Consider the following 12,940-nt stretch of genomic DNA (forward strand, 5'->3'; position numbering starts at 1 on the left):
ATGTTTGATCACCAGAAAAAGCTGCTTGCCCTTATTGTGACCGCTTGCGTGGCGTGCAGTGCCGCCCAGGCCGAAGACCTCACCGGCACTCTGAAAAAGATCAAGGAGTCGGGCACCGTCACCCTCGGTTACCGCGATGCATCGCTGCCGTTTTCCTACCTCGACGATGCCCAGAAACCTATCGGCTACAGCATCGAGCTGTGCCAGAAGATCGTTGACCAGATCAAGGTCAAGGTCGGCGAGCCGAACCTCAAGACTGAATATGTTTCGGTGGTGGCCGCGACCCGTACCCCGCTGCTGATCAACGGCACCATCGACATGGAGTGTGGCGTCACCACCAACACGGTCGAACGCCAGAAACAGATCGGTTTCCTGCTGACCAGCTATGTTGCGAGCGCCAAGTACGCCGTGAAAAAGAGTGCCGGCATCAATAGCGTGGCCGACCTCAAAGGCAAGTCGGTGGTCGTCATCACAGGCGGCAGCGGTGAGTGGATCACCAAGAACCTTGACCGTGACAAAGCCATGGGCCTGAAGCTGCTCAATGCCAAGGACGGTGCTGAAGCATTCCTGATGCTGGAGACCGGCCGCGCCGTTGCCTACATCAATGACGATGTGCAGTTGATGGCCACCATCGCGCAAAGCCGCAGCCCGGACGCTTACGCACTGCTGCCTGAACCGATGTCGGCAGAACCCTACGCCATCGGCATCCGCAAGAACGACCCCCAGTTCAAGACGTTCGCTGACGACGTGCTGCGCAACCTGTACAGCACAGGTGTGATCGACACCCAATACCCCAAGTGGTTCTTGCAGCCGATCCCGCCGAAAAACGCTGTGATCAACCTGCCCATGAGCGATGCCCTCAAGCAGCTTATCGCCAACCCCAACGACACGGGCGTCTGATCCGACATCATCCGCCTGACAGTAATGCGGCCTCTGCCCGTTACTGCCAGGCACACCCCCCTGCCTTTTCAGTCCCACTCAAACGCTGGTGCCTGCATGGATTACAACTGGAACTGGGGCATTTTCTGGGAATTCGCACCCGGAGAAACCTCCTCTTATCTGCAATGGCTGCTCACCGGCACGGCCTGGACCCTGGCGACCACTGTGGTTGCATTCGGCCTGGCGCTGGTGATCGGTGCGCTGGTCGGCACCTTGCGGACCGGCACGATCATGCCGCTGGTGTGGTTGTGCAACCTGTACACCGAGGTGTTTCGCAACATTCCCTTGCTGGTGCAGATGTTCATCTGTTTCTTCGTCATCCCCGAACTGCTGCCGGTCAGCATGGGTGATTACCTCAAGCAAGATCTGCCCTACCCCTCTTTTTTCAGTGCTGTCGCGGCACTGACCCTGTTCACGTCGGCCAAGCTGTCGGAGCTGTTCAAGGCGGGCATTGAATCGATTGCTCACGGTCAGCGTGGTGCGGCCCTGGCGCTGGGACTGCGGCCGCGGCAGATGTACATGAACGTGCTGCTTCCCCAAGCGATCCGGATCGTATTTCCACCCCTGACCTCCGAGGCGCTCAACACACTGAAAAACTCCTCGGTGGCATTGACCATCGGGCTCATGGAGTTGACCGCACAAGCCCGTAACGTCAGTGAGTACTCGTTCAATACCTTCGAGGCCTTCAGTGCGGCAACCCTGATCTATGTGGTTGTCTCACTGCTGGTGACTTTCGTCATGGGGCGCATTGAGCGCGCCTTGACCCTGCGCGGCGCGGTGAGGTAGTCATGTTCGATCTTGACCCAAGCGTTATCGTCCGGGCCCTGCCGGCACTCTGGAACGGACTGAAATTCACCTTGCTGCTGACAGCGGTCGCCATGTCGGTGGGCATCGTGGCCGGCACGCTGGTCGCCCTGATGCGTCTGTCGAGCAATCGGTTATTGCGCGGCTTCGCCCTGGGCTATGTCACCGTCATGCGCAGCATTCCGCTGGTGCTGGTGATTTTCTGGTTCTACTTCCTGATGCCGCTGCTGCTGCAAATGGCGTTCAACAGCGAACGGCCCGTACAGATCGGGCCGGTGGTGACCGCTTTTGTCACCTTCTGCATGTTCGAGACAGCCTATTACAGCGAGATCGTGCGCGGTGGCATCCAGAGCATCAGCGCCGGACAGCGACAGGCCGCCGCCGCGCTGGGGCTGCGCCCGACACAATCGATGCTGTATGTAATCCTGCCCCAGGCGCTGCGGCGCATGCTGCCACTGTTGCTGACCCAGACCATCATCCTGTTCCAGGACACCTCACTGGTCTACGTGCTGTCCATCGCCGACTTCACCGGGGCCGCGAGCAAGTTCGCGCAACGTGACGGCCGCCTGGTCGAGCTGTACCTGTTCGTGGCCCTGGTCTACCTAGTGATCTGCTACGGCCTGTCGCGCCTGAGTAAGCGGCTGAAAAGAAATACGGAGCTCAAAGCATGATCCAGCTGAACAATCTGAGCAAATGGTACGGTGATTTCCAAGTGCTGAAAAACTGCACCACCCAACTGTCGCGTGGCGAAGTGGTGGTGGTCTGTGGGCCGTCCGGCTCGGGCAAAAGCACCCTGATCAAATGCGTCAATGGCCTGGAGCCGGTGCAGGAAGGCGAGATTCTCATCGACAGCCAACCGGTGACTGGCCGCGGCGTCGATCTGCCGAAACTGCGTGCCCGCGTGGGCATGGTGTTTCAGCACTTCGAGCTGTTTCCGCACCTGAGCATCATCGACAACATCAACCTGGCACAGATCAAGGTCCTGGGCCGCGACCGTGATACGGCCACACAAAAAGGCCTGGCGCTGCTTGATCGGGTAGGCCTGAAAAGCCATGCGCATAAATTCCCGATCCAGCTTTCAGGAGGACAACAACAACGCGTTGCCATCGCTCGCGCCCTGGCCATGGACCCTATCGCCATGCTGTTCGATGAACCTACTTCGGCGCTCGACCCGGAAATGGTCAATGAGGTGCTTGATGTCATGGTCGAGCTGGCCCGCGAAGGCATGACCATGATGTGCGTCACCCACGAAATGGGTTTTGCACGCAAGGTGGCTGATCGTGTCGTGTTCATGGACGGCGGTGAGATCATTGAAGACGTGAAGTCTGAAGATTTCTTCAGCGCCCCACGCTCGGACCGGGCACGCAACTTCCTGTCAAAGATCCTCCAGCACTGACAAGCCGCCCGGCGCCGCCGGGCCGGCAACCGCCTGGCGGCTGGCCGGTGCCAGCACGTCCTGATCGACCGGTACGATCAGGATCGCGGCCCGCAAGCCACTGGCCACCCGCGGATTGGGAAAGATGATTCGCGTCCCCTTGTGCTCGATCACCCAACGTTTGCCACCGATGTCCTGCGCCAGCACATAGCCTTTTTGCAACACTGAAAAATTCTCTACATCCTCGGGCAGGTGCAGCAGGAAACTCTCACTGTACTTGATCACCTCTTCAGACACCTGAAACAACTGCAGCCCTTGCAGCGAATTGTCGGTTTCAGGCTCGCGGCCTTCGATCATCTGCATCAGGCGTTCGCGCAAGGCTGACAGGTCGACCTGCTGGTTTTGACCAAAGGGCCGGGACTTGCCCAGCTCCAGCGTAAAGGCCTGGGCATCGAGTCGATCACAGGTGTAGGCGCTGAATACGGTGGAAGGCTTGCTCTGGATCAGCACGGCACCCATGCCTGCGGCGTGCAAACGCGCCAATTCGACACGCGAAGGCTGGCGCCCTTCTTTCCACGGGCACAGGGCAAACTGCTCGATCGCCGAGCCACGAATCGCCGTGTGCAGGTCGTAATGCACACGCTCGCGTCCGGGCAGGCTGAAAAAGCTGGCTGCCAGCCGTTCCAGCAGGCAGGCACGCAGCGCTTCAAGGCCACTGCTTTGCTCGTGACCGCCACTGAACAGCCGGTTGACGTCCTGCTCGACATAGCGCACCCCACGGCGCATGGCCTCAGGGTTGCCGAACAGGAAAAGAATGCGGGCCCGGGGCTTGAGTTCACCCCGGGCAATGGCGCGGATCAGCGCATCGAGCAGTTCGATGGGCGCGGTTTCGTTGCCATGGATGCCGGCCGACAGTAACAGGTCCAGGCCGTTGTCGCGGCCCTCGGGTGGCCGCACTTCCAGCGCGCCTTGGTCCAGCCAGCGCAGGCGTACGCCGCCGACGGTCAGTTGAGTCTTTTCTGCAGGCTCGCGGCCCGCCAGAGTCAGGTCAAGCAGTTTACCGAGGGCGAGCATAGGCAGATCCTCAATGGTTGCAGTCCGGACCGTGGACATGGTCGTCACCGGCGTCAGGGTCAGCCGGTTCCATCTCCAGCTGCAGGCTGACCAGGTTGGTGGCCAGCGGACGCAGCAGCAGGTTGGCGTACTCTTCGTCGTCCTCTTCGACATCGACCCCGATCAGCAACTGGCCACGGCCGTCCTGCTGGATCCACACTTGCTTGCCTTGCCAGACCACGGCCAGGCGCGTCGAAGAAATCTCGGTCTGCTTGCCGTCGGCATCTTCAAGAATCAACTGCAGGGTGTCGCTCATAACGGGGATGCTCCAGGCAAATGAACCTCAGCGCACGATCACGCTGTATCGTCAGTTCTGTTGAAAAGGGTAAACGGACCCCAGTGTAAGGATTTGCGTCAGTTGATCCAATGCCGTGCGGCATTCAAGCAGCAATTGCGGGTCGGCCAGGTCGTGTTCGTGCATGCGGTCGCGGTAATGCCGCGCCACCCAGCCGGTCAACTGTTCATACAGGGCCTCATTCAATATCACGCCCGGATTGACCGCCGCCAGCTCCTGCTCATTCAGCACCACGCGCAAGCGCAGGCAGGCCGGCCCGCCACCGTTGCGCATGCTTTGCTTGAGGTCGAAGGCTTTGACTTGCGCGACGGGACCACCCTCGGCCAACAGGCCTTGCAGGTAGCTCCAGACACGAGGGTTGTCCTGGCACTCCTGGGGCACCACCAGCAGCATCGAACCGTCGCTTCGGGTCAATAACTGGCTGTTGAACAGGTAAGAGCGCACGGCATCGTCGACACTGACGGCGGCGCGCGGCACGACGACGGGCTGCAAGTGCCCACCGACCCGCTCCAGTTTGCCGTGCAACTCGTCCAGCAGCGCCTGGCTGTGCAAAAAGGCGTCCTGGTGATACAGCAGCACCTGGCCATTGCCCACGGCGATGACATCGTTGTGAAACACACCCTGATCGATCACCGACGGGTTCTGCTGGCCGAACACCACACGCTCATCGCTCAGCCCGTGCAGGCGTGCCACGGCTTTGGAGGCTTCCAGGGTCTGGCGCGCCGGGTACTTGTGCGGCGCGGTGTAGCGGGTGTCGAACGCGCTGCGGCCAAAAACGAAGAATTCGACGCCGGGCTGGCCATGGTCGCGGCACAGCCGGGTATGGTTGGCCGCGCCCTCGTCGCCAAATTGAGTCACGTCCGGCAGCGCCGGATGATGGGCAAAATACCGGGCATCGGCGAACATCGCCTCCAGCAGCCGGCGGGTGGTCGGATGCTCCAGGCTGCGGTGGTATTTGCAATTGAGGTTGGCGGCGGTGAAATGCACCCGGCCATCGGCGGTGTCGGCGCTGGGGCTGACGGTGGCGGCGTTGGCCACCCACATGCTCGATGCTGAACAGGTCGCCGCCAGCAACGGCATGTCCTGGCGCGCGGCCTTCTCGATGACCTGCGCATCACTGCCGGCAAAGCCCAGGCGGCGCAGGCTGGCCACGTCCGGGCGCTCTTGCGGGGCGATCAGCCCCTGGGTAAAGCCCAGATCCATCAGGGCCTTCATCTTTGCCAGGCCCTGCAAGGCGGCTTCACGCGGGTTGGAGCTGAGCTGGCTGTTGTTCTGCGAGGCCACGTTGCCGTAGGACAACCCCCCATAGTTGTGGGTCGGACCCACCAGGCCGTCAAAATTGACTTCACGGGTTTTCATCAAGCACGGCTCCATGGATCTGTTTTTTATCAGGCCGACACCCGGACACTCAGTCCAGACGGATGCCCGGCGTCAGGCTGCCAGGCAGGGTCAGGTCCGCAGCCTCCAGCGAAGCCACCGGCCACGCGCAATAATCGGCGGCGTGGTAGGCGCTGGCGCGGTGATTGCCAGAGGCGCCCACGCCGCCGAACGGCGCGGTGCTGGCGGCGCCGGTCAGTGGTTTGTTCCAGTTGACGATCCCGGCGCGGCTGTGCAACCAGAACTCGCGGTAGCGCGCTTCGCTGTCCGACAGCAATCCGGCGGCCAGGCCGAATTGCGTGGCATTGGCCTCGGCGATTGCACCCGCAAAATCACGGTAGCGGATCACCTGCAGCAGCGGCCCGAACAGCTCCTGGTCAGGGCGCTGTTCCACTTCGGTGACGTCGAGGATGCCAGGGCCGAGCAAGGCGGTGCCCGGTTGCAAACGGGTCATTTCCAGCAACGCCACCGCACCACTGGCCAGCAGGTCATGCTGGGCCTGCAACAGGCTGTCGGCGGCTGGCAAGGAAATCACCGCGCCCATGAACGGCGCTGGCTGCTGGTCGAAAGCCGCCACCTGCAAGGTTTTGCTCACCGCCACCAGGCGTTGCAGGAACGCATCGCCCCAGGCACCCTCGGGCACCAGCAGGCGCCGGGCACAGGTGCAGCGTTGGCCGGCCGAAATGAAGGCCGACTGGATCACGGCGTATACCGCCGCGTCCACGTCACGCACTTCATCGACCACCAGTGGGTTATTGCCACCCATTTCCAGCGCCAGGATCTTTTCCGGACGCCCGCCAAACTGTTGGTGCAAGGCCTGCCCGGTGCGGCTGGAGCCCGTGAAGAACAGCCCGTCGAGGCCCGCATGCGCGGCCAGCGCCATGCCAGTGTCGCGCCCCCCCTGCAACAGGTTGAGCACGCCGGCCGGCAAGCCGGCCTCGACCCAGCACTGCAGGGTCAGCTCGGCCACGCCGGGGGTCAGCTCACTGGGCTTGAACAAAACGGTGTTGCCGGCCAGCAGCGCCGGCACGATATGGCCGTTGGGCAGATGACCGGGAAAGTTATAGGGGCCGAACACCGCGACCACGCCATGCGGCTTGTGGCGCAAGACCGTCCGGGCGTCGCCGAGCACACCGCTCGTTTCGCCGGTGCGCTCGCGATAGCTCTGCACCGAAATGGCGATCTTGTTGACCATGCTGGTCACCTCGGTGGCCGATTCCCACAGCGGCTTGCCGGTCTCGGCACCGATACGATAAGCCAGCTCGTCGGCCCGGGCCTTGAGGCGGGCGGCAAAAGCTTCGAGCAGGTCGATACGTGCCTGCAAGGGCCGCAAGGCCCAGTCGGCAAAGGCCCGGCGAGCGGCCTGCACGGCCTGGTCGACCTGGCCTGCGCTGGCGGCTTCACCGGCCCAGATCACCTGCTGGCTTACCGGGTTGCGCGAAGCAAACGCCTCGCCCTGCCCCGGCTGCCAGGCACCGTCTATGTACAGGGCACTCATCAGGCACCTGCCGCCATCGGCACGGCACGCACATTATCGCCAGGACTCATGCGCAGACGCCGGGCGGTGGCCGGATCGACCACCAGCGTGCCGGCCACCGAGCGGGCGCGGCCCACGGTGATGCGGCAGTCTTCACGCTTGCGGTTATGAATCAGGAACAGTGGCGCCTCTTCGCCGGCGGTGCCGATGGCCAGCACCAGGGTCTGGCTGTCACGCACCGCGCGGACCTTGCCAGTCTCGCACTCGATGGCCGGTCCGGCATCGAAGATGTCGACATAGCCCTGATAGGTGAAGCCTTCGCTCTTGAGCATGGTCAGCGCCGGTTCCGTCTCGGCATGAACCCGACCAATCACCTGGCGCGCCGCCTCGGACAGGAAACAGGCGTACAGCGGAAACTTGGGCATCAGTTCGGCAATGAATGCCTTGTTGCCGACCCCGGTCAGGTAATCGGCCTGGCTGAATTCCATCTTGAAAAAGTGCCGGCCCAGGCTTTCCCAGAACGGCGAATGGCCCTGGTCATCGGAAATACCGCGCATTTCGGCGATGAGCTTGGGACCGAACAGGTCGGGAAACTCGGCGATGAACAGCATGCGCGCCTTGGATAGCAAGCGGCCGTTGAGGCCGGTACGCGCGTCGCTGTGCAGGAACAACGAGCACAACTCCGAGTTGCCGGTCAGGTCATTGGCCAGGAACAGGGTCGGGATCTCGCGATAGATGTTCAATTCCTGCGAAGCGTTGACCGTCAGGCCCACACGGTAGTTGTACCAGGGCTCGCGCAGGCCGACCGCGCCGGCGATGGCGGAAATACCGATGACCCGCTCCTGATCATCTTCCAGCACAAACAGGTAATCGGAGTCGGCCCGCTCGGCCTGGCCGCGAAAGCTTTTTTCGGCCCAGCCAACGCGGTGCGTCAGGCGTTGCTCGTTGGCCGGCAGGGTCGTCAGGCCCGCACCGGTGCTGCGCGCCAGGTCGATCAGCGCGGGCAGGTCAGTGCTGCGTACAGGACGAACGATCATGTTTTCTCCTCATGAGGCTCTGCGAGCCCCGACAAACGAACCGACCGCTGCCAGTCAGACCGCGACAATGCGCACACTGGCGCCTTCACCGACACCCAGTGCCTCAGCGGCCTGCGTATTGAGCACCACCGGACGCCCCGGGGCCCAGTCCAGCTCCAGCAAGACCGCCCGGTAATCCTGCAGCAGGTCGTTGGCGACCAGGTACGGTCGCCCGCCACGCACGACCTCAGCGCCCTGCCCGACCTGGATCTTGACCGGCACCAGGCGGCTCTGGGCAATCGAGCGGATCCCTGAAGTACGTGCATGCAAGGTGGGACCGCCATCGAAGATATCGATGTAATGGTCGGTCTCGAAACCTTCGCGCATCAAGATATCGAAAGTGACTTGCGCACGCGGATGCACCTGACCCATGGCCTCTTGCGCATCATCAGACAGCAAGGGCACATAGATGGGGTAATGCGGCATCAGTTCGGCCAGGAAGGTCCGGCTCTTGAGCCCGCAGAGGCGCTCGGCGTCGGCGTAGTTGAGGTCGAAGAAGTGTCGCCCGATCGAGTCCCAGAACGGCGAATCGCCATGCTCGTCGCTGTAGCCGACGATTTCGGTGACCACCGAGTCGGCAAAGCGCTCGGGATGACTGGCAATGAACAGCAACCGGCCACGGGAGTTGAGTTCCGACCAGGCACTGCCGACCAGTTCGGGAATGACATAGAAACTGGTCAACAGGCTGTTGCCGGTCAGGTCGTGACACAGCGACAGTACGTGTGTCTTGTTGTGAATCTTCAGTTCACGCGAGGCGTGGACGAACGTCTCGTTACGAAAGCTGTAGAACGGCTCGGAATAGCCCGCCGAGGCGACGATGCCCGAGCAGCCCACCAGGCGACCGGTGTCGCTGTCTTCAAGGACGAAAAAGTAGGTTTCCTCGCCGTTGAAGCTCACTTCGGCGGCAAACGAAGACTCCGAAGCGACAATCTTGTCGCCCAGCCGACCGGCATCGTCAGGCAGGGACGTGACACCGATCGGGCTGTCAGCGGCCAGCCGCTGGACCTCGGCCAGGTCAGCCATTTGCGCGGGGCGCATCACCAGCATGGTGTCACTCCTTGGCGTTCAGTAAATGGGATATTCGGTAGCAACCGGTGCAATCGTTGTAGGAGCGCGCTCTGCCCGCGACCGGCTGCGTTAGCAGTCGTAAATTTGTGGCGTTTCACAGATTTACAGTCGTAAATTTGTGGCGTCTCGTCAATTTTGCGAGCGCTGCGCACTCGGTCGCGGGCAGAGCGCGCTCCTACGCCCTGTCAGGCCACCAGTTTGGCGATGGCGCGCTCGAAGCGGTCGAGACCTTCTTCGATGTCGGCGTCCAGAATCACCAGGCTGGGTGCAAAGCGGATCACGTCGGGACCGGCCTGCAGGATCATCAGGTCTTCGGTCTCGGCAGCAGCAAAGATGTCCTTGGCCCGGCCTTTCCAGGCATCCGACAGCACCGCGCCGATCAGCAGGCCCAGACCGCGCACCTCACTGAATACACCGTATTGCTGGCCGATGCGCTCCAGGCGCTCGCGGAACAGTTGATGCTTGGCATTGACGCCTTCGAGCACCTGCTCGGTGTTGATGATGTCGATCACCGCCTCGCCCACCGCGCAGGCCAGCGGGTTACCACCATAGGTGGTGCCGTGCACGCCGACGGCAAAGTGCTTGGCCAGCGTCTCGGTGGTCAGCATGGCCGCCAGCGGGAAACCACCGCCGATGCTCTTGGCGCTGGACAGGATGTCCGGAGTCACGCCGTAGTGCTGATAGGCAAACAGCTTGCCGGAGCGGCCCATGCCGCTTTGTACTTCATCGAAAATCAGCAGTGCGTTGTGCTGGTCACACAGTTCGCGCGCGCCTTGCAGGTAGGCAAGATCGGCCGGCAGTACGCCGCCCTCGCCCTGGATCGGCTCCAGCACCACGGCGCAGGTCTTGTCGCTGACGGCGGCTTTCAGCGCCTCCAGATCGTTGTACGGCACATGTGAGATGCCGGTGATCTTCGGGCCGAAGCCATCGGAATACTTGGGCTGGCCACCGACGCTGACAGTGAACAGGGTGCGGCCGTGGAAGCTGTTGAGCGCGGCGATGATTTCGTACTTTTCCGGGCCGAACTTATCGTGTGCCACGCGGCGTGCCAGCTTGAAGGCCGCTTCGTTGGCCTCGGCGCCGGAGTTGCAGAAGAATACGCGCTCGGCAAAGGTGGCTTCGACCAGCTTGTGCGCCAGGCGCAGGGCCGGCTCGTTGGTAAAGACGTTGGAGACGTGCCAGAGGCTGTTGGCCTGTACGGTCAGCGCGCCGACCAGGGCCGGATGGCAATGACCCAGCACATTCACCGCGATACCGCCGGAAAAGTCCACCAGTTCACGACCGGCCTGGTCCCAGACCCGCGAGCCTGCCCCGCGTACGGGAATGAACCCGGCGGGTGCATAGTTGGGGACCATTACCTGGTCGAAGTCGGCGCGTTGCACCGCAGCATGCTCAACGGACATCAGAGTCTCCTGAAGAGAAACACCTGCCGGGACCCGGCAAGCGATTGATAAGGGATTGTAAGGACTGCATTTTGCGCGGCCTTGTCATCAGGCGACAAGTTGTTACAGCGGTTGGATACGGTTTTATCCGTCAACCGCGCTCGGCCGGCACCGACGACAGTTCGAACGGGCTGTTGCTGCGCCGCTGGTTGCGGTCTTCGCGCGGGGTGGCACCAAAGAAATTGCGGTAGGCGCTGGAAAAGTGCGGCCCCGAGGAGAAACCGCACGACAGGCCGATCTGGATGATCGACTTGCTGGTCTGCATCAGCATCTGGCGGGCCTTGTTCAGGCGCAGCTCCAGGTAATACTGGCTCGGAACGCGATTGAGGTACTGCTTGAAGATGCGCTCCAGTTGCCGGCGCGACACGCAGACATGCTGGGCGATTTCATCGGTGGTCAGCGGCTCTTCGATATTGGCTTCCATCAGCAGCACCGCCTGGGTCAGCTTCGGATGGCTGGAGCCCAGGCGATTCTGCAAGGGAATGCGCTGGCGCTCGCCGCCTTCGCGGATGCGCTCGACCACCAGCTCTTCGGACACCGCACCGGCCAGTTCCGCGCCGTGATCACGCGACAGCACGGCCAGCAACAGGTCCAGCACCGACAACCCGCCACAGGCGCTCAGCCGGTCGCGATCCCAGTCAAACAGATGACTGGTGGCAATCACCTTGGGAAAGCGCTCGCTGAAGTCATCCTGCCAGCGCCAGTGCACCGCTGCCCGATAACCATCGAGCAACCCCAGCATGGCCAACGGGTAGACGCCTGCCGACAGACCGCCGACCAGGCAGCCACTGCGCACCAGTTGCTTGATCGCGCTGCCCAGCGCCGGCGCAACGGCCGTCGGCGGCTCATCGGCAATCACGAACAACTTTTGCAGGCCCTCAAGGCGCGCTGTGCTCCACAGCTCGCCGGGCAGGCGCCAGTCCGCCGCACCGGCGCCAGCCTCGATCGCTTCGGCGTGCAGGATCACCCGCTCGTACGACACGTCGGGATGGACATGCTGGGCGACGCTCAAGGCTTCTTCAGCCAGCGCCAGGGTCAGGGCCTTGGTGCCGGGCCAGATGAGAAAACCTATTCGATGGGCAGTCATTGGGACATCCAGTACGTATCGCCACTCAACGGAACTCTGTCGCCCCCAGGGGCCGACGCAGCATGCCTTGTTCCACATCCAAAAGCACCAATCTGGTGCAAATCACTTCAGGCTTCCCGACAGGAACTGCTGTAACCGCTCCGATTGCGGATTGCTCAGCACTTCACGCGGGTCACCATGCTCCTGCACCAGCCCCTGATGCAGGAATACCAGTTGGTTGGACACTTCGCGGGCAAAGCCCATTTCGTGGGTCACCACCACCATGGTCCGGCCTTCCTGGGCCAGGCTCTGCATGACCTTGAGCACGTCACCCACCAGCTCAGGGTCCAGCGCCGAAGTCGGCTCGTCGAACAGCATCACCTCAGGCTCCATCGCCAGCGCCCGGGCAATGGCCACGCGCTGCTGCTCACCCCCGGACATATGCCCGGGGTAGGCGTCCTTGCGATGCGCCACACCGACCCGGGCCAGATAATGCTCGGCCTTTTCCAGCGCCTCGCGGCGCGGCACGCCAAGGACCTGCACCGGGGCTTCGATAACGTTTTCCAGGGCGGTCATGTGCGCCCACAGGTTGAAGTGCTGAAACACCATGGTCAGCCGCGAGCGCATGCGCTGGAGCTGTTTAGGCTCGGCGGCGTGCAGGCTGCCGTCCTTGCCGGGCACCAGACGCAGTTCCTCGCCATTGAGCAGGATCTTGCCGGCATGGGGCTGTTCAAGCAGGTTGATGCAACGCAGGAAGGTACTCTTGCCCGAGCCACTGGAACCGATGATGCTGATGACATCCCCGGCCCGGGCGGTCAGAGACACACCCTTGAGCACCTCGTGGGTGCCATAGCGCTTGTGCAGATCCTGGACTTGCAGTTTGATCATCTGAGAGTTCTCGAAAATAC

General features: G+C 62.3%; 12 protein-coding genes and 1 pseudogene. 4 read left to right on the forward strand and 9 right to left on the reverse strand.

From position 1 onward, the window contains the following. From DGA31_RS05785 to DGA31_RS05800, 4 genes are all read left to right on the forward strand, one after another. Positions 1 to 900, forward strand: coding sequence for a transporter substrate-binding domain-containing protein (locus DGA31_RS05785; protein WP_109511895.1), 900 nt, complete (start codon positions 1 to 3; stop codon positions 898 to 900). Positions 901 to 996: 96 nt separating this feature from the next. Continuing rightward, positions 997 to 1,725 (forward strand): amino acid ABC transporter permease, encoded by a 729-nt coding sequence (locus DGA31_RS05790; RefSeq protein ID WP_109511896.1) that lies wholly within the window; start codon positions 997 to 999, stop codon positions 1,723 to 1,725. 2 nt (positions 1,726 to 1,727) lie between these two features. Beyond that, entirely contained in the window at positions 1,728 to 2,414 is a 687-nt protein-coding gene (locus tag DGA31_RS05795) for an amino acid ABC transporter permease (protein ID WP_109511897.1), read from the forward strand. Continuing rightward, on the forward strand, positions 2,411 to 3,139 hold the full coding sequence (locus DGA31_RS05800) for an amino acid ABC transporter ATP-binding protein (protein ID WP_109511898.1): 729 nt from the start codon (positions 2,411 to 2,413) through the stop codon (positions 3,137 to 3,139). Before DGA31_RS05795 ends, DGA31_RS05800 begins: the two co-directional genes overlap by 4 nt. 48 nt (positions 3,140 to 3,187) lie before the next feature. Here DGA31_RS05800 and astE read toward each other — a convergent pair. From astE to DGA31_RS05845, 9 genes and pseudogenes are all read right to left on the reverse strand, one after another. Further along, positions 3,188 to 4,192: pseudogene (astE, locus tag DGA31_RS05805) on the reverse strand (succinylglutamate desuccinylase); the annotation flags it as partial. A 10-nt stretch (positions 4,193 to 4,202) separates the two neighbouring features. Next, positions 4,203 to 4,487, reverse strand: a complete 285-nt coding sequence (locus tag DGA31_RS05810) for a hypothetical protein (protein ID WP_056838535.1) — start codon at positions 4,485 to 4,487, stop codon at positions 4,203 to 4,205. Between the two features lie 51 nt (positions 4,488 to 4,538). Further along, positions 4,539 to 5,885 carry an N-succinylarginine dihydrolase gene (gene astB, locus DGA31_RS05815; protein ID WP_109511900.1) on the reverse strand — a complete coding sequence of 449 codons (1,347 nt, stop codon included), beginning with the start codon at positions 5,883 to 5,885 and terminating at the stop codon, positions 4,539 to 4,541. A 49-nt stretch (positions 5,886 to 5,934) separates the two neighbouring features. Further along, positions 5,935 to 7,404 carry a succinylglutamate-semialdehyde dehydrogenase gene (gene astD, locus DGA31_RS05820; protein WP_161959161.1) on the reverse strand — a complete coding sequence of 490 codons (1,470 nt, stop codon included), beginning with the start codon at positions 7,402 to 7,404 and terminating at the stop codon, positions 5,935 to 5,937. Further along, entirely contained in the window at positions 7,401 to 8,417 is a 1,017-nt protein-coding gene (gene astA, locus DGA31_RS05825) for an arginine N-succinyltransferase (RefSeq protein ID WP_056838529.1), read from the reverse strand. Before astA ends, astD begins: the two co-directional genes overlap by 4 nt. A 54-nt stretch (positions 8,418 to 8,471) precedes the next feature. After that, complete coding sequence (gene aruF / locus DGA31_RS05830) at positions 8,472 to 9,503, reverse strand: arginine/ornithine succinyltransferase subunit alpha (RefSeq protein ID WP_109511902.1); 1,032 nt, start codon at positions 9,501 to 9,503, stop codon at positions 8,472 to 8,474. A gap of 206 nt (positions 9,504 to 9,709) precedes the next feature. Then, positions 9,710 to 10,927 carry an aspartate aminotransferase family protein gene (locus DGA31_RS05835; RefSeq protein ID WP_056838525.1) on the reverse strand — a complete coding sequence of 406 codons (1,218 nt, stop codon included), beginning with the start codon at positions 10,925 to 10,927 and terminating at the stop codon, positions 9,710 to 9,712. 130 nt (positions 10,928 to 11,057) lie between these two features. Beyond that, a complete protein-coding gene (locus tag DGA31_RS05840; RefSeq protein ID WP_161959154.1) occupies positions 11,058 to 12,053 on the reverse strand; it encodes a GlxA family transcriptional regulator in 996 nt (331 codons plus the stop codon). 102 nt (positions 12,054 to 12,155) lie between these two features. Next, positions 12,156 to 12,920, reverse strand: coding sequence for an ABC transporter ATP-binding protein (locus DGA31_RS05845; protein WP_109511904.1), 765 nt, complete (start codon positions 12,918 to 12,920; stop codon positions 12,156 to 12,158). Positions 12,921 to 12,940: the final 20 nt, after the last annotated feature.

The organism is Pseudomonas ovata, assembly GCF_003131185.1.
Lineage (GTDB): Bacteria > Pseudomonadota > Gammaproteobacteria > Pseudomonadales > Pseudomonadaceae > Aquipseudomonas > Aquipseudomonas ovata.